The organism is Salinibacterium sp. UTAS2018 (genome assembly GCF_004118935.1).
Taxonomy (GTDB): Bacteria; Actinomycetota; Actinomycetes; order Actinomycetales; family Microbacteriaceae; genus Rhodoglobus.
The window spans coordinates 1,659,077-1,675,059 of record NZ_CP035375.1; the positions used below are offsets into that span (position 1 = coordinate 1,659,077).

General features: G+C 63.1%; 15 protein-coding genes. 4 read left to right on the top strand and 11 right to left on the bottom strand.

Annotated features, from left to right (window positions below; translation table 11 throughout):
- Window positions 1-191 precede the first annotated feature (191 nt).
- Window positions 192-593: a thioredoxin gene (trxA, locus tag ESZ53_RS07950; protein WP_129072333.1), complete on the top strand. Its 402-nt coding sequence runs from the start codon at window positions 192-194 to the stop codon at window positions 591-593.
- A 120-nt stretch (window positions 594-713) separates the two neighbouring features.
- Here trxA and ESZ53_RS07955 read toward each other — a convergent pair whose 3' ends face one another.
- The 7 genes from ESZ53_RS07955 to ESZ53_RS07985 all read right to left on the bottom strand — a co-directional run bounded on the left by ESZ53_RS07955 (window position 714) and on the right by ESZ53_RS07985 (window position 7,098).
- The gene (locus ESZ53_RS07955; RefSeq protein ID WP_129072334.1) at window positions 714-1,724 is read right to left on the bottom strand and encodes an iron-siderophore ABC transporter substrate-binding protein; all 1,011 of its coding nucleotides are present in this window, start codon (window positions 1,722-1,724) and stop codon (window positions 714-716) included.
- Window positions 1,725-1,856: 132 nt separating this feature from the next.
- Window positions 1,857-2,654, bottom strand: a complete 798-nt coding sequence (locus ESZ53_RS07960) for an ABC transporter ATP-binding protein (RefSeq protein ID WP_129072335.1) — start codon at window positions 2,652-2,654, stop codon at window positions 1,857-1,859.
- Window positions 2,651-3,700: an iron chelate uptake ABC transporter family permease subunit gene (locus ESZ53_RS07965; RefSeq protein WP_210403779.1), complete on the bottom strand. Its 1,050-nt coding sequence runs from the start codon at window positions 3,698-3,700 to the stop codon at window positions 2,651-2,653. Before ESZ53_RS07965 ends, ESZ53_RS07960 begins: the two co-directional genes overlap by 4 nt.
- Window positions 3,697-4,734, bottom strand: coding sequence for an iron ABC transporter permease (locus ESZ53_RS07970; protein ID WP_129072336.1), 1,038 nt, complete (start codon window positions 4,732-4,734; stop codon window positions 3,697-3,699). The genes ESZ53_RS07965 and ESZ53_RS07970 overlap by 4 nt, the downstream gene beginning before the upstream one ends.
- 21 nt (window positions 4,735-4,755) lie before the next feature.
- Window positions 4,756-5,709 carry a siderophore-interacting protein gene (locus ESZ53_RS07975; RefSeq protein ID WP_129072337.1) on the bottom strand — a complete coding sequence of 318 codons (954 nt, stop codon included), beginning with the start codon at window positions 5,707-5,709 and terminating at the stop codon, window positions 4,756-4,758.
- 52 nt (window positions 5,710-5,761) lie between these two features.
- On the bottom strand, window positions 5,762-6,301 hold the full coding sequence (locus tag ESZ53_RS07980) for a helix-turn-helix domain-containing protein (RefSeq protein ID WP_129072338.1): 540 nt from the start codon (window positions 6,299-6,301) through the stop codon (window positions 5,762-5,764).
- A gap of 107 nt (window positions 6,302-6,408) precedes the next feature.
- On the bottom strand, window positions 6,409-7,098 hold the full coding sequence (locus ESZ53_RS07985; protein WP_168187204.1) for a DUF2202 domain-containing protein: 690 nt from the start codon (window positions 7,096-7,098) through the stop codon (window positions 6,409-6,411).
- Window positions 7,099-7,215: 117 nt separating this feature from the next.
- Between ESZ53_RS07985 and ESZ53_RS07990 the strand changes: the two genes are divergently transcribed.
- Together ESZ53_RS07990 and ESZ53_RS07995 are read left to right on the top strand one after the other, a co-directional pair.
- A complete protein-coding gene (locus ESZ53_RS07990) occupies window positions 7,216-7,908 on the top strand; it encodes a response regulator transcription factor (protein WP_129072340.1) in 693 nt (230 codons plus the stop codon).
- Window positions 7,905-9,266, top strand: a complete 1,362-nt coding sequence (locus tag ESZ53_RS07995) for a cell wall metabolism sensor histidine kinase WalK (RefSeq protein ID WP_129072341.1) — start codon at window positions 7,905-7,907, stop codon at window positions 9,264-9,266. Before ESZ53_RS07990 ends, ESZ53_RS07995 begins: the two co-directional genes overlap by 4 nt.
- Here ESZ53_RS07995 and recQ read toward each other — a convergent pair.
- The gene (gene recQ / locus ESZ53_RS08000) at window positions 9,263-11,359 is read right to left on the bottom strand and encodes a DNA helicase RecQ (protein WP_371683517.1); all 2,097 of its coding nucleotides are present in this window, start codon (window positions 11,357-11,359) and stop codon (window positions 9,263-9,265) included. The genes ESZ53_RS07995 and recQ overlap by 4 nt on opposite strands.
- A gap of 32 nt (window positions 11,360-11,391) precedes the next feature.
- Between recQ and ESZ53_RS08005 the strand changes: the two genes are divergently transcribed.
- Complete coding sequence (locus ESZ53_RS08005; RefSeq protein WP_129072342.1) at window positions 11,392-12,270, top strand: DMT family transporter; 879 nt, start codon at window positions 11,392-11,394, stop codon at window positions 12,268-12,270.
- An 18-nt stretch (window positions 12,271-12,288) separates the two neighbouring features.
- Here the strand turns inward: ESZ53_RS08005 and ESZ53_RS08010 are convergent, their stop codons facing one another.
- From ESZ53_RS08010 to ESZ53_RS08020, 3 genes are all read right to left on the bottom strand, one after another.
- Entirely contained in the window at window positions 12,289-13,257 is a 969-nt protein-coding gene (locus ESZ53_RS08010; RefSeq protein ID WP_129072343.1) for a carbohydrate ABC transporter permease, read from the bottom strand.
- Window positions 13,254-14,387: a carbohydrate ABC transporter permease gene (locus ESZ53_RS08015; RefSeq protein WP_129072344.1), complete on the bottom strand. Its 1,134-nt coding sequence runs from the start codon at window positions 14,385-14,387 to the stop codon at window positions 13,254-13,256. Before ESZ53_RS08015 ends, ESZ53_RS08010 begins: the two co-directional genes overlap by 4 nt.
- A 64-nt stretch (window positions 14,388-14,451) precedes the next feature.
- Window positions 14,452-15,783, bottom strand: coding sequence for an ABC transporter substrate-binding protein (locus ESZ53_RS08020; protein WP_129072345.1), 1,332 nt, complete (start codon window positions 15,781-15,783; stop codon window positions 14,452-14,454).
- Between the last annotated feature and the right edge of the window lie 200 nt (window positions 15,784-15,983).

Consider the following 15,983-nt stretch of genomic DNA (forward strand, 5'->3'; position numbering starts at 1 on the left):
CGACCGGTCTGCGCGCGCGCAAAGTGTCTCGTGCACCGTCAACCAAGGGGATGCCGGACCCACCGCATCCGTTTGTGCGAAACCGCAAAACAGTCGCCGTAGCGTTGTGGGATGTCGTGCGAATCCAGTGACCATTGGCCCGGGAATCTTTGTTCAGCCGCCGTTGTTGGGGTGCATGAAAGGATGTAACTATGTCGACAATCACACTCACCTCAGAAGACTTTGGCCAGGCGATCACTAAAGAGGGAATCACGCTTGTTGATTTCTGGGCTGAATGGTGTGGCCCCTGTAAGCAGTTCGGGCCCATCTTTGAAGCCGCAAGCGAAGCCCACCCGGACATCACGTTCGGCAAGGTAGACACCGAAGACCAGCAGGAACTCGCTGGCGCGGCCGGAATCACCTCAATTCCGACGCTCATGGTGTTCCGCGAAGGCGTACTCGTCTTCTCGCAGCCTGGCGCCCTTCCCGCTCCTGCTCTCGAGCAGGTCATCGAAGGCGCCAAGAATCTCGACATGGTCGAGGTTCACAAGCAGGTTGCTGAACAGCAGGCTGCTGCAGAAGCTGGCGAAGCGCCGGCCGAGCACTCCCACTAGCTACTAGCTACTAGCTACTAGCCACTAGCCACTAGCCACTAGCCACTAGCCACACCGCAGACCACAAAGGCCCCGCCGACGCAATGTCGGCGGGGCCTTTTCTGTGGACGAGCACGTGCGTTAGTTCAGAGCGCCAGCAATCGCGTCTACGAAACTATCGATCCCCCAGGGCAGCGAGAGCGCCGTGGGAGGCGACACTGACGCGACGAGCGATGCGCCATTGACGGCAACGAGGCCACCGTTCGCGACAGCGGGGATGCTCTGCGCATACGGCTGCGCGGCGAAGGTGTCGCCGACTTCTTCAGTCTCGGCGTACGCGATCAGCAGGTCGCTGTCGAGCTCGTCAAGCTTTTCGTAGCTGAGCGTGTAGAAGAAGGTGGAGTCGCCATTCGACAGAGCATCAACGGCGGGTGCATTCTCGAGACCGAGGTCGAGCAAGAACTCGACGCGGGGATCGGCGGGCTTGTAGACGTAGAAGGTGCCGCCCACGTCGAAGGTCGCAGCGACAGTCTTACCCTCGAACTCAGGATTCTCGGCCGCCTTCTCCGCGACGAGAGCGTCGATGTTTGCCAGAACCTCATCCGCTGCAGCTGACTGGCCGAGGGCGGTACCTGTGATGCTGATGACATCGCGCCACGGAGTCGACCACGGCAGTTCGGGGTAGGCGACAACGGGCGCGATCTCGCTGAGCAGGTCGTACTGCTCTTCAGTGATTCCCGAGTAGGTGGCGAGGATGAGGTCGGGAGCGGCTTCCGCGATCTGCTCATAAGCGGGAGCATCCGCGGTGGCAGGGAAGATCAGCGGGGTCTCGGCACCCATCTCGGTGAGAGCATCCACCGCCCATGGCAAAACGCCATTCTCGTCGCCGCCGTAGTTCTGAGCTTCCATGCCGACAGGTACAACCCCGAGGGCGAGAACGGCGTCGCCGCTACCCCAGCCCAGGGTGAGGACGCGCTGCGGTTCGCTCTCAATGACGGTCTCGCCGAACGCGTGCTCGATCGTGACCGGGAACGCGTCGGATGCTGCCGGCGCTTCGGTGTCGGACTCGGAAGTGGACGCGGCGCATCCACTCAACGCAATGAGGGCAGCGGTGGCCGCAGCGAATGCTGCGAGGCGGGGTCGGCGTGACATTGATCTCCTCGATCGGACTATGGGTGCAGAGTAAGGATAGGCTTGCCTTAGTGAATAGTGCAAGCGGAGTTGCTGTCGCCAACAGCGCCGAGGCGAGCTAATGACGAGGTGCGCGGGTAACCGCGTAACGCGCTAACGCCGCCTCAGCGGAATCACCATCGGCGAATGCGAGACCGGGTCTTCGATGATCCGGGCTTCAAGGCCGAAGGCCTCCAGCATCCGTTCGGCAGTCACCACCTCAGCGGGAGTGCCCTGCGCGATGACGCGCCCTTCGCACATGAGGATCATGTGGTCGGCGTAGCGGGCGGCGAGGCTGAGTTCGTGCAGCACCATGACGATCGTTGTGCCACGTTCGCGATTGAGATCGGCGAGCACGTCGAGAGCATCAAGTTGGTGGCGCACATCCAAGAACGTTGTGGGCTCGTCGAGCAGCAAGATGTCGGGATCCTGACTCAGGGCCATCGCGATCCAGACCCGCTGGCGCTGCCCACCCGAGAGCTCCTCGATGCGGCGCGATGCTAACTGGGCCGTGTCAGTCGCTTCGAGTGCGTTCTCGACGGCTGCCTCATCCGCTGCTGACCACTGCTGAAACCAGCCCTGATGCGGGTAACGCCCGCGAGCCACGAGGTCGCGAACCGTAATGCCCTCTGGCGCGATCGGGGACTGCGGCAAGATACCTACGACCTGCGCGATCTCTTTCGAGGGCACCGAATGGATGTCACGTCCGTCGAGCGTGACGTGACCCGACGCCGGTCGCAGCAACCGTGACAGACCCCGCAGTAGCGTCGACTTGCCACAGGCATTGGCGCCCACAATCACCGTGACCTTGCCGTCAGGAATCTCGACGCTCAAGTCGGACACGATGTCGCGGCCACCGTAGTTGAGGGTTATGTTCTCGGCGCGGAGCGTGTGCGCCTGTTTCTGCTTCACGATGCACGTCCTTCGCGGTTGGTGGTGGAGATGAGCCACAGCAAGTAGGGGGCGCCCACAATGCCGGTGACGATCCCCGTGGGCACTTGAGTGCCAGTGGAGAGCAGGTGTTGAGCAACGAAGTCGGCACCGAGCACGAGAACGATGGCGACGAGCGCGCTCGGCACGAGCGCGAGGCCTCCCCCGCGCACCAGCCGTCGAGCGATCGGGGCGGAGACGAACGCGACGAAGGCGAGTGGCCCTACTAGTGCTGTCGCGATCGCGACGAGAGCGACGGCTACGACGATGAGGGCGAGCCGCGATCGCTGCACAGAGACCCCCAGACCTGCTGCAAGATCATCGCCGAGCTGCAGCATCCGCAGCTTAGATGCGAGCAAAAAGACGGCGGGCAACAGGATGGCGAGACTGACAACCATGATGAGGATGTCGTCCCAGCTGGCACCGCCGAGACCGCCGACCATCCACACGAGGGCCTGTTGCGCGTCGCGCACGTCGCCGCGCGTGATGAGGTAGCCGATCACCGATTGCGCCATGAATGCGATGCCAACGCCGATCAAAACGAAGCGCATGCCGTTCATGCCGGAGCGCCACGACAGCAGGTAGATCGTGAACGCGACGAGGAGGGCTCCGCCGAGCGCGGAGAGGGAGACAACGATGCCGGTCGCGCCGAAGACGAGCAGGCTGAGGACGGCCGCAACGCTCGCGCCGCCGCTGATACCGATGATGTCGGGGCTCGCCAGGGGGTTGCGAAGCAGGGTTTGGAAGAGGGCTCCCGCGAGGCCAAAACCTACTGCCACCAGAATCGCGAGCAGCACTCGCGGCAGCCGCAGCTTGAACACGATGAACTGGTCGGAGGAGGTGCCACCACCGAACAGGGTCACGAGCAGATCGGGCAGCGTGAGCGTATATGCCCCAACCGCAATACTGACGAGAGCGAGTGCTACGGCGACGACGCTCAGCCCGACGACTATTCGTACCGTGCGAGCCGCCAGCGGGTTTCGGGAGGCTGGACTTGCCCCCACGTTCGCACCCTGCACGGCGGTCACAGCCCGGCCAACTTCACTCGGCGCACGAGCGCGATCATGACCGGAGCACCGATGACGGCAACAACGAGCCCCGCCTCGAGTTCGGACGGCGCGACGATAAGGCGACCCACGATGTCAGCGATGAGCAGCAGGCTTGGGCCGACGATGGCGGAGACGGCGATGATCCAGCGGTAGTCGGGGCCCGTGAAAGGGCGCACGATGTGCGGCACCACGAGGCCGACGAAGACGATCGGTCCGGCGAGCGCAGTGGCAGATCCGCAGAGCAGTACGACAGCTGCGGCGGCGACTGCACGTGCAACGTAGACCCGCTGACCGAGGCCGCGAGCGAGGTCATCTCCGAGGGCGACGAGGTTGAGCATCCGCCCCGAAATGATCGCAAGGACGGCACCGGCGATGACGAACCCGATCGTGAGGCGCACGGCCTCGAGGTCACGGCTGGCGAGCGAGCCCACCGACCAGAAACGGAAAGTGTTGAGGGTGTAGGTGTCGGAGATGAGTACGAGCGAGATGACGGAGGTGATGCCGGCGGTCACGGCGGTTCCCGCGAGCACGAGCTTGACCGGGGTTGCGCCTTCTCTGCCGAGGGAGCCGATCGCGTAGACGATGGTGGCCGCCGCGGCAGCTCCGGCAAAGGCGAACCAGATGTAGCCGGTGGGGTTCGTGATCGAGAGCACGCTGATCGCAAACACGACCGCGAGCGAGGCACCAGCATTGACTCCGAGCAGCCCGGGATCGGCGAGTGGGTTACGCGTGACGCCCTGCATGACAGCTCCGGCAACGCCGAGCGAGAGCCCGGCGAGGAGCCCGACGACCGTGCGCGGCAGCCGCAGTTCGCGAATCACGAGCTGATCGTTGTTGCCTGCTTCGGGGGCAAAGAGCGCTTGCCAGATCTGAGAAAACTCAACGCCGCGAGCGCCGAGCGCCAGACTCAGCACGAGCACAATCGCGAGCAGCCCAAGGGCAGAACCGAGAGTGACCCAGCGTTGGGTGCGCAGGCTCAGCCGTGCGCGCGAAGCCGGAGCAGTCTGGGTCATGGTCGGGTGCGGTGGTGCGAGCTACTGCGCTTCGGACTTGCCAAGACGCCAGTACCCCATGAATGCCACTTGCTTGCGGTCAACGCCGGTCTCGCTCACGAGAAAGCGACGCAGAAGCTTGATGACGCAGGCCTCGGCGGCAAGCCAGGCATAGAAGTGCGTTCCGGATGCTTCGCCCGGCGAATCCCAGAGAAGCTCGGTGTCCACGTCGATGTCACCGAGGGGTTGAGCTGCCGGCGAGAGTGCGGGCAACACGAGTGAGGCGTTAGCTTTCGTCCACGCCCGAACGGCGGGGTCGAGCGCGGAACCTGCGGGCTGCTCGCCGCGCGAAAGCCACGTGACGTGGCAGTTACTCGCAAGGTTCAGCGGCGGCTGGTCTGCGGCATCCGGAATCTCGATGAACGCGTGCGCCTGCACGCTGGGGTCGAGGCGTTCAAGGATGCTGCAGATAGCGGGGGCGGAGGTTTCGTCGCCAGCGAGAAGCACGGTGCGAGCGGGGCCTGGGTGCCAGTCGATGCCGATACCGGAGTGGATGCTTGCCGCGTCGGGCCCGACAATGACTACCTCGTCGCCGACCGCCGCGTTGTCGAGCCACCGGCCAGCGGGACCGTTAGCGCCGTGAAAGACCATGTCGACGTCGATCTCGCGAAGCTCGGGGCGCACGGCACGAATCGTGTACGTGCGGAACGGGTTGCGGACGTCGTCGGGCAGTGCACGCCAGCGGGCGTACCACGTGCCCTCGGCGATGGTCTGCGGATCGTGCGCGCCAATGTCACTCAGACCGATGCCCGGCAACGGGAAAACGATCTTGATGCGCTGGTCGAAGCCGTCAGTTCCGAAGGTCTCGAACTCGGCGCCTGTGAAGGTGACGCGTCTAAAATGAGGCGAGAGTACCCGGATGTTTTCGACCCGCGCAGCGAACGGCCGATAGCCCGGACGGGCATCTTTCGCAATCTCGCGCTCCAAGGTAAGCATTGCCTAAGTATGGCATACCTAACCTGAGACAAAAAGGGAGTTTCACCGAATGCTACAGCTTCGACGGCGCCCCTGCTGCACGCTGCCGGACAGCCTCGGTCTTGCTCTCGATGCGCTTGCGACGACGCCGATCACGCTTGCTCCGCGAAAGTGGAAACTTCGCATCCAAGTGCGAGCTGAGGTAAAGCCGGTCAGCGGCGATGAGGATAAGAAGTCCACCGCCCCAATACGCCGGAATGACCACGGAACCCATCCGACCGTCCATCGCGCCCAGCAGCGTGACCACCACCCCAACGCCGACGAAGAGGATAAACCAGCCTCCCCGAACTCTGTCGCGCGCGGCCTGCTGGTCGCCCGCGCGCGATTCAAAGGAGTCAACCCGCCCGCTCAATTCATCGCTCTCGATCGCGGCGAAGAGATCCCGAACGGGCACCCCAAGCGCATCGGCCACGAGCGAGAGCGTCTCTAGGCTGGCGTCATTACCCGCTTCCAATCGTTGGATGGTGCGGATGCCAACGCCACATTCGGTGGCGAGCTTCTCTTGGGTCCAGCCGCGCTCTCGGCGCAGGTCAACTATGCGTGTTTCGTTCATGTGACCAATACTCCACGATGCGGCGGATGCGGGCCACGCCAGCCCGACGCCAGCCACCCGTCAGTGGCGCGCCACCTTGCCGCCGGTGGCCCGCCAGCCTTCCGGCTTCAACCGCCAAACGCCGTCAGGTGCTTTTCGGATGCCGCGAGCAGTCGTTCGTAGACGACGATTACGTCAGGCGCCGTTGCGTCATCCGCTGCGGCTGCAAGGTCTCGGATATCGGTCTTTTCGACGGTGCGGGCTGCTTCGTAGGCACCGTCTCGACTCTCGGAGCCTTGCGCGAGGAGGGAATCGTAAAGCTCCTGCATGCTCTCCGAATCAAATTCGCCTACGGCTTGCCCGACGGTGGGATCGGTCAGCTCATAGCGTTCGAGCAGCGTCTGCACTGCCGACAGGTGGTTGCTCTCAGCATTAGCGATGTTACCGAAGACCTTGTCGCCATAGAGATCGCCAAACTCGATGTACAGATCGTGGGCGACCTTCTCTTCCTCGGCCATCAGCGAAAGCGTCGCTTCTTGTTCGCCCGTCAGCGTGCCACCGTCGAGACCGCTAATCTCGCCCGTCTCGGAGTGGTCCGAGCCGTGGCCGCCGCGACCGTCACGATCTGTTTTCCACGACGGGGACTCATCGCCCATCGTGCGATCGGATTGTTCCAAAGAATGACCGCTCTGGCTGAATCCGGCGGTGTTCGCGATGTGGCCGACCTTTGCTCCGACAGCGAAGCTAGACCCGGCGATGAGAGCGACCGCGACGACGCCGCCGACGATCGAAGTGGTGATGATGGTTGCCTTGCGCATGTGGTTCTCCTTTTTCTTGGTGTAGCTCCACAGTGCTCGTGCGGTGTGGAGGACAGGACGCATCCGTGTGGAGATGGTGTGGAGACTGCATTTTCGCGTCGTGGAATAAGGTGAGGTATGCCAACCGTGCTGGTCGTCGAAGATGAGCGAGACATCCGCGAGGTGCTTCGCCGCTATCTTGAGCGCGCCAAATTTTCCGTGCTGACCACGGGATCGGGGGCCGAAGCCCTCACACTGTTTGCCTCGGCAGATCTCGTACTGCTCGATCTCGGCCTGCCGGACATCGAAGGCACCGACCTGCTTCGTGAGATCAAAGCTCTGGGCAGCCTCCCGGTCATTGTTTTGACCGCGCGAAGCTCGACGGAGGAACGTATTCGAGGGCTCGAACTCGGGGCCGATGACTACGTTACGAAGCCCTTCAGCCCTCACGAAGTGGTCCTGCGCGTTCAGGCGGTACTCAATCGCCACGGAGGCTCCGCAGCCGAAAGTGAGATCGCGACCTACGGCGGCGGGCGGCTCCGAATCGATGACAATTCCCACCGGGCCTGGTTGGATGACGCGGAGCTCGACCTCACCCCCACCGAGTGGGGGCTGCTGTCTGCCATCGCCGCTGCCGCCGGGCGGGTCTATTCACGCTACGAGTTAGTGAATCGGGTTCGCGGCTACGAATACGAAGGCTACGAGCGCACGATCGACTCCCACATCAAGAACCTGCGCCGCAAACTGGGCGCCGAGGGATCTCAGGTCATCGAAACAGTACTGGGTGTCGGCTATCGCCTCGGACTCAGCAGAGACGAGGAACAGCGATGACGCGCTCCTCCGGCCTCAACCTGTTCAGACTCGGTGCGCTCGGGACCCGCATTCTCCTGGCCTTCGTTGCCGTCGCCCTCTCCACGGTAGTGGTACTAGCGGGGGCCGCCCTCACCGGCGTTGACCGCGGGGTGCAAGCTGGCGAACAAGCAGACCGCCAAGAGGTCGCCGACTCCGTCGCCGCCGCTGCTGCTGAGGACTACCAGCGTGCGGGAAACTGGGATGACGCCAACCTGTCCCGTGCTGTGCGGATCGGGGAGGCGGCATCCGCTCGCTTGGTCATCCTCGACGCTTCGGGAACAACAGTGACTTCGAGCGGAATCCCCAACGATAATTCTCCCGGCGGAGGCGGAGTTCTCGGTTCCTCCGCCAGCGTTGCCGAGATCACCGTCGACGGTTCATCGGTAGGCTCCGTGCGCGTCGCACTATCGGCCTCAACATCGTCGCCAGTGGTCGATATCGCGTGGAAGTGGATCGTGATCGCCGCCTTCGTCGCTCTCGCGATCGCCTTCGCAGCGAGTTGGATTGTCACGCGTTTTCTCGTCGGGCCGCTGCACATGGTGACGGCTGCCGCCCGCTCTTTCGCCGCCGGCGATCGTGCCTCACGGGTGGCTGGCCAAGCGCCGGGCGAACTCGGAGAGCTCGCCGTGGCGTTCAATGCGATGGCCGATGACGTTGCTCGCTCCGAGCGCGACCGTCGCCAACTCACGGCCGATGTTGCCCATGAACTACGCACTCCCCTTGCCGCCCTCCAAGCAGGCCTGGAAGAGCTTCGCGACGGTCTGATCGCCCCCGATGCTGAACGCCTTGCGGCGCTGCACGATCAATCGCTCCGGCTCGGACGCATAGTCGCGGATCTCGCCGAGCTGTCTGCCGCCGAAACCGCCGGGGCTCTTCCCCACGAGAACCGTGTCGATTTGGCTCAGATCGCCCAGGAAGAGCTAGCGCTTCACGCCGCCCAGCTTCGCGCGGCTGGGCTGCGCGTCGTCGCTGAGTTGCCCGCGCCGGTGTTCGTGCAGGGCGACGCCGACCGCCTTCATCAAGCGATCGGCAACGTTATCGCCAACGCTGTGCGCTATTGCCGCGACCAAGACTCACTGACGATCGCGGTAGCCGCACAGGAGAACGAAGCCGTACTCACAATTTCGGACACCGGACCCGGCATCCCTGCTGACGATCTGCCCTACGTTTTCGATCGGCTCTGGCGGGGAGCCACCGCTCGCGACATCGTGGGTTCCGGTATTGGCCTCGCCGTGGTGCGCGAAATTGTTACCCAGCACGGCGGTAGCGCAGAAGTCGAGTCCGCTGTCGGAGAAGGCACCCGGATCATCATCCGGCTTCCCCTCGCAGCGGGCTAGAACTCCGGCGGTCCGTCGTAGGGAGCGTCGTCATCCGAGTAGAACGGGATGTCGTCTTCGTCACCGGGAACTGGGGTCGCTTTGGTCGGAGCAGGGCGTGACGCGGCCGGGCGCGATGCCGGCCTCGAAGCCGCTGGCCGTGATGCTGCTGCGGGCCGCGACTGACGCGCCGGAGCGCCGGGAGCCGCTGCGGCGAACGCGGGCACAGCTGCCGAGACAGCACCGCTTCCGGCTTCGGCCTCACCTGATCCCCCGGCCACAACCGCGAGCACAGCGGCGCCGTACGTCTCAAGCTTCTTCTCGCCAACACCGCTGATCTCCGAGAGCTCGGCGAGAGACTCGGGCTTGGTCACGGCGATACCGCGCAGGGTGGCATCCGCAAACACGACATAGGCGGGAACACCGTTGTCGCGAGCCACACCGGAACGCCACGAGCGCAGGTTCTCGAACAGGTCGGTCGCCGAAGCGGGCAGATCGGTCATGACCTTGCGCTTGGCGGCACCGCCGCTGGCACCCGAACCGCGAGCCTTGCGCGGTGCTTCCTTGCGCAGCTTCACGGTGCGGTCGCCGCTCAGCACCGACCCACTTTCGGGAGTGATCGCGAGCGTGCCGTACTCCCCTTGCACCGTGAGCAGCGATTGCGCGAGCAGTTGCCGCACGACGGAGCGCCAGTCTTGCTCCGACACATCCGAACCGATACCGAAGGTCGCGAGATCGTCGTGACGTTGCTGCGTCACCCGCGGTGTGGTCTTGCCGATGAGGATGTCGACCAGGTGACCCGCGCCAAATTTCTGGTTGCGCTCGCGCTCCAGTCGCACGATGGTCGACATCAGTTTCTGGGCCGCGACAGTGCCATCCCACGACTCGGGAGGAGACAGGCAAGTATCGCAATTGCCGCACGCCGTGGACTCTTGGCCGAAGTAGCCGAGAAGCTGCACACGGCGGCACTCCACGGTTTCGCACAGCGCGAGCATCGCATCGAGGTGTGCGCTGAGGTTGCGACGGTGGGCCAGGTCGCCACCCGACTGATCGATCATGCGGCGCTGCTGCATGACATCCTGCAGGCCGTAAGCCAACCACGCGGTCGCGGGCAGGCCGTCACGACCGGCACGACCCGTCTCTTGGTAGTAGCCCTCGACGCTCTTGGGCAAGTCGAGGTGCGCCACGAAGCGCACGTCGGGCTTGTCGATGCCCATGCCGAAAGCGATCGTTGCGACCATGACCATGCCCTCTTCGCGCAAGAAGCGGCTCTGGTTGCTGGCGCGAATCTTGGAGTCGAGACCCGCGTGATACGGCAGCGCGGGGATACCGTTCTCGACCAAGAACTGCGCGGTCTTCTCAACCGAGGCCCGCGACAGGCAGTACACGATGCCGGCGTCGCCCGAGTGCTCGGTGTTCAGCAGCGTAAGCAGTTGCTGCAGCGGCTGCGCCTTCGCTTCGATGCGGTACTGGATGTTGGGCCGGTCAAAACTAGAAACGAACGGAGTAGCGCTATCGAGCTTCAGCCGCTGCGCGATCTCTTTGCGAGTGGCTTCGGTCGCGGTGGCCGTGAGCGCAATGCGCGGGACGCTCGGCCACAGGTCGTGCAGCACATCGAGCTGCAGGTAGTCGGGGCGAAAGTCGTGGCCCCATTGGGCCACACAGTGCGCTTCGTCAATAGCGAATAGCCCGATCTGGCCCTGCTTGAGCAGAGAGACGGTGGAGGAAACACGGAGGCGCTCGGGCGCGAGGTAGAGCAGATCCAGCTCACCAGCCCGGAACGCGTTTTCGACGCGAGTGCGCTCGTCGGCGGACTGGGTGGAGTTGAGAAACTCGGCACGCGCGCCCACGGCGGCGAGAGCATCCACTTGGTCTTGCATCAATGCAATCAGGGGCGAGATGACAACGCCGGTGCCGTCTCGAACGAGCGCGGGAATCTGGTAGCACAGCGACTTGCCGCCACCGGTGGGCATGAGCACGAGCGCGTCACCGCCGCGCACGATCGTGTCGATAATCTCGCCCTGTTGCCCCCGGAACGAGTCGTAACCGAACGTGGACTCAAGAACAGACTGGGCAGACACCATGCCGAGAAGTCTAGGCGCAGCCACTACCATTGGCTTGATTCGTCCCCATAGCGACAGGCGCCATGTTCACCGTATTTCTCGGACTCTCGGGTGCGCTCACTTTCGGTGCTGCTGACTTCTTCGGCGGCATAGCGGCGAAGCGAATCAGCGCCATTCTGGCCACTGCAGTCGGAGCCGTCACCGGCCTTGCTGTGTTGCTGCTGATCTTCCCGTTCGTTCCCGCCGTGTGGTCGACAGAAGCGGTGCTCTACGGTGCTCTCGCGGGCGTGAACAGCGCGTTCGCGATCGGGTTGCTCTACGCGTGCCTTGCGATCGGCCCGATGAGCATCCTCTCCCCCGTGACCGCTGTGATGTCGGCCATCGTGCCAGTGACCGTGGGTCTGTTGCGCGGAGAATCACTCGGTGCGTTCGGCCTCATCGCTATCCCTGTCGCGCTCATCGCTGTCGTGCTTGTGGGATTCGTTCCCGAAAAGGGTGCCGTGCGCCCGAGCGCCAAAGCCCTGCTGATGGCGGTGGGCGCTGGCGTCTCAATTGGCCTATTTTTTGTGATTCTGGATGCCGCCCCCGACGATTCCGGCATCATCCCGGTCGTCGGAAACCGTGTCGTGAATGCGCTGCTCATGTTTGGCACGTTCTTCGCGGTGACCGCGCTGGCTAAGCGAAAACGATCCGGAGCGCCAGCCCCCGCCCGATCGCCCCTCTGGCGTCGCGGAATCTACTTTGCTATGGCCGGAGGCACGCTCGACGTGCTCGCCAACATGGCCATCATCACGGGCGTGCGCACGGGCGACCTTTCGGTTATTGCTGTGCTCACCGCGCTCTACCCGGCCGGCACCGTTCTGCTGGCCGCGATCGTGCTGCGGGAGCGGATCGCGCCCGTGCAGTATGTGGGCATTGTGCTCGGCATCGCCGCGAGCGTACTACTCGTGGTTGGCGGCTAGCGCGCGGCCTTCGACTTGCTACCCCTTCGTCGAACCCGCGAGCAGTCCGCGCACGAAGTAGCGCTGCAGTGCGAAGAACACGAGCAGCGGCACAAGGATCGAGATGAAGGCACCGGCGGTCAGCAGGTTCCAGTCTTGACCCCGGCTACCGGTGATCTCCGCCAGGAGTTTCGTCATCGGAGCGACGCGTCCGTCGGCGAAGACTAGTGCGACTAAGAGGTCGTTCCATACCCACAGGAACTGGAAGATCGCGAACGAGGCGATCGCCGGCATTGTCAGCGGAAGCACGATGCGGAAGAAGACTTGGCCGTGACCAGCGCCATCCACTCGTGCCGCTTCGATGAGCTCGGAGGGGATCTCGGAGACGAAGTTGTGCAGCAAGAAGATCGCGAGCGGAAGCGCGAAGATCGTGTGCGCGATCCACACTTGAGAGTAGGAGTTGGAGGCATTCAGGCTGGAGAAGAGCTCGATGTCGCCGATCGAGAGCCCGCGAGAGAACAGGCTCAGCAGCGGAACGAGCGCCATTTGCAGTGGAACGATCTGCAGCGCGAAGACCCCGATGAAGATCCAATTGCGTCCCGGGAACTTAATCCACGCGAACGCGTAGGCCGCGAGGCTGGCGATCACGAGAGGGAAGATCGTGGCCGGCAGTGTGATGGCGATCGAGTTGATGAACGCCCCGGCAAGGTTCAGCGTGCTGTTTCCGGCCGCCAGAACTTCCGTGTAGTTATTGAGCGTGAACCCGGGGTTTTGGAAGATCGTCCACCAGCCGTTGCGCAGAATCTCTTCCGGCGGGCGAAGGGATGACACGAAGAGTCCGAACGTCGGCGTCGTCCAGAGCACCGCGATAACGAGCGCGGCGATAGTCGCCCCACGGCTCGTGAGGCGCTTCTTCGTGCGCTTGGCGGCTCCGTTTTTCTCGCCGCGCGCCAGTTGTTTTTTCGCGTTCTTGTCGAGCGGAAGCTTGGCGGGCACTGTCGCGGTCATCGGATCTCCCTCTGCTTAGCGATCTGTCTCGCGTTGTACACGACAATCGGCAACACCATTACGAACAGCACCACAGCGAAGGCGGCAGACCGCCCGACCTCGAAGCCCTGCCACTGCGAATACATCTCGTTCGCAATAACGCTGGTCTCGTTCGCCCCGGCCGTCATTGTGCGCACGATGTCGAAGACCTTCAGCGAGGCAATGGAGATCGTCGTGAGCACGACCACCAATGAGCTCCGGATGCCCGGCACGGTCACATTGATAAAGCGCTGCCAGGCGTTGGTGCCGTCAAGCTCCGCGGCCTCCAGTTGCTCGGCGGGAACGCCCTTGATCGCTGCCGACAAGATCACCATGGCGAAACCGGTCTGAATCCAGATCAGCACCACGATGAGAAAAAACGTGTTCCACGGGGAATTGGAGATCCAGTCGACCGGTTGCCCGCCCATCCAGACCACAATCTGGTTGAGCAAACCAATCTGCTCTTGCCCTTCGGGGCGCACGGCGTAGACGAAGCGCCAAATGATGCTGGCACCCACGAACGAGATTGCCATCGGCATGAAGACCAGAATCTTGAAGATCTTCTCGCCGCGCGACTTATCGATGAAGACGGCGTAAGCGAGACCGAAGATCGTGGACACCGTCGGCACGATCAATACCCACACGACGGTGTTGAGAACGGTGCGGATGCCGGTGTCTTGAGTGAAGATCCAGATGAAGTTCTCGAGGCCAACGAATCGCGTTCCGCGGCTGTTCATGAACGCTTGAATGGTGGTCTGAATCGTGGGGTAAATGAGGCCGATCGCCAGCAGAAATACCGCGGGGCTCATGAACCCAACGAGCTGGAACAAGTAGCCAGCGCCCTGCTTGGAGCGGTAATCGAGGAGGAAGAAGAGGCCGCCGAATACAGCCGCTGCGGCGGCAGCCCACAATACGGAGCCGAGGGCTAGAAAGATAAGCGCGGGGAATAAGACGCAGGCCGCTGCACGAATGATCGTGTATTTACGGCCGCTGCGTGGAGCGATCTCGATGAAGAAGATCAGCAGCGCGATCACCGCAAAGAACGCCAGAAGCACAAGCGGAATCTGGGCCAGCGAAGGGAGAGTGGCTATCCACGAGAGAAAAGCTGACATGAGCGACCTTTCGAGTGTGGGCTGGAGCATCGCTGCTCCAGCCCACGTTCAGTTATGAACAGTTCTACTCAGAGGGCCACGAAGCGTCAATGGTCGAGAGCACTTCTTCTGTTGACTTGCCATTGACCCAGTCGACCATTCCGGTCCAGAACGAACCAGCGCCTACAACACCCGGCATGAGGTCGGAAGCGTCGAAGCGGAACGTCGTGTCCGGGTTCTGCAGAATCTCGATAGCCTGCTGCAGGATGGGGCTGCTTGCGTTAGCGGGGTCGAGGCCGTTGTTGGCGCTGATAACTCCACCGAGAGCTACGCGAGAGTTCGCCCACTCGGCGCTCGACAGGTATTCCTGCACGGCGATGGTCTCTTCATCGTTGGAGAAAGCTCCGACGATTTCGCCACCACCGGTGACGGCGTTGCCGCCAGCTTCAACGGACGGGGTCACGAAGGCCCAGATGTCAGCATCCGGGCCCACCGTGGCATTTCCGTTCTTGGGGTCCTGGATGAACCCGTCGAAGAAGGATGCCTGGTGGTGGAGCGCACAGGTTCCGTCGCCGAGGGCGCGGGCCGGGTCACCGAACGGCGTGGAGTTGATCGACTTCACATCACCGAAGCCGGCATTCACGAAGTCGGGGTTGAGAAGAATGTCTCCGACCGAATCAAAGGCCGAGACGATCGCGGGATCGCTGAACGGAATTTCATGCGAGACCCACTTGTCGTAGGTGTCAGCGCCAGCTTCGCGCAGCACGAGGTCTTCGACCCAGTCAGTGCCGGGCCAGCCGGTAGCGGCATCCGAACCGAATCCAGCGCACCACGGTGCGGTTCCGGTTTCGTCGGCGATGGTCTGCGTGAGAGCCAGTAGGTCGTCCCAGGTTTCAGGAACGTCAACACCCCACTCGGCGAATTGCGATGGCGAATACCACACGAAGCCCTTAACGCTGGCCATGAGGGGCGCACCGTAGAGGGTGTCTCCGGTGGTGCCGTACGCGGCCCAGTCTTCTGACCAGTACTCAGCGACATTGGCGGCGACACCCTCGGGTGCTGGCTGGATGTAATCGCGCGAAGCGAGGTCGCCGAGAAGGCCGGGCTGCGGGAAGATCGCGATGTCAGGGGCATTGCCACCCTGAGCGCGGATGCTGATCTGCGCTTCGAACTCTTTGCTCGATTCGTACTGGATGTCGATGTCGTTCGCTTCTTCCCAGTCGGCCCAGGATTCTTCGAGAAGCTCAGCTTCAGTGTCGGCGATGGTGCCGTAGATGGTGACTACGCCATCCGCTTCACCCGCATCGCCGGGGCCACCGGTGCCACTGGTTCCGGAGGCGCAGCCCGTGAGAACCATGCTGGCCACGCCGAGAGTTGCGATGGGCACTAGGGCCCGCCGAAAGTTATGGGAAATCATACAAATCCTCCTCGTCGAGGTTTGCCCGCAGACCGAGCAGCGTGCGGGGGAACAACTGCAGCTCTGAACTCACCCGCTTGTGGAGATCAAGAGAGCGTGTTCATGACTCACGCTAGGTCACGCGCGCACCGTTATGCAAGCGCTTGCGCTACAGAGTTGTCTACCGCAACCGGAATGAGACCTGAGGCCTGCGACCGCGT

What these genes read in the sequence shown, in the direction of transcription:
- recQ (WP_371683517.1), bottom strand. Translation starts at nt 11,359, where the DNA reads ATGGTAGTGGCTGCGCCTAGACTTCTCGGCATGGTGTCTGCCCAGTCT.
- ESZ53_RS07970 (WP_129072336.1), bottom strand. Translation starts at nt 4,734, where the DNA reads ATGACCCAGACTGCTCCGGCTTCGCGCGCACGGCTGAGCCTGCGCACC.
- ESZ53_RS07955 (WP_129072334.1), bottom strand. Translation starts at nt 1,724, where the DNA reads ATGTCACGCCGACCCCGCCTCGCAGCATTCGCTGCGGCCACCGCTGCC.
- ESZ53_RS07995 (WP_129072341.1), top strand. Translation starts at nt 7,905, where the DNA reads ATGACGCGCTCCTCCGGCCTCAACCTGTTCAGACTCGGTGCGCTCGGG.
- ESZ53_RS07980 (WP_129072338.1), bottom strand. Translation starts at nt 6,301, where the DNA reads ATGAACGAAACACGCATAGTTGACCTGCGCCGAGAGCGCGGCTGGACC.
- ESZ53_RS07985 (WP_168187204.1), bottom strand. Translation starts at nt 7,098, where the DNA reads ATGCGCAAGGCAACCATCATCACCACTTCGATCGTCGGCGGCGTCGTC.
- ESZ53_RS08020 (WP_129072345.1), bottom strand. Translation starts at nt 15,783, where the DNA reads ATGATTTCCCATAACTTTCGGCGGGCCCTAGTGCCCATCGCAACTCTC.
- ESZ53_RS08010 (WP_129072343.1), bottom strand. Translation starts at nt 13,257, where the DNA reads ATGACCGCGACAGTGCCCGCCAAGCTTCCGCTCGACAAGAACGCGAAA.
- ESZ53_RS07990 (WP_129072340.1), top strand. Translation starts at nt 7,216, where the DNA reads ATGCCAACCGTGCTGGTCGTCGAAGATGAGCGAGACATCCGCGAGGTG.
- ESZ53_RS07975 (WP_129072337.1), bottom strand. Translation starts at nt 5,709, where the DNA reads ATGCTTACCTTGGAGCGCGAGATTGCGAAAGATGCCCGTCCGGGCTAT.
- ESZ53_RS08005 (WP_129072342.1), top strand. Translation starts at nt 11,392, where the DNA reads ATGTTCACCGTATTTCTCGGACTCTCGGGTGCGCTCACTTTCGGTGCT.
- ESZ53_RS08015 (WP_129072344.1), bottom strand. Translation starts at nt 14,387, where the DNA reads ATGTCAGCTTTTCTCTCGTGGATAGCCACTCTCCCTTCGCTGGCCCAG.
- trxA (WP_129072333.1), top strand. Translation starts at nt 192, where the DNA reads ATGTCGACAATCACACTCACCTCAGAAGACTTTGGCCAGGCGATCACT.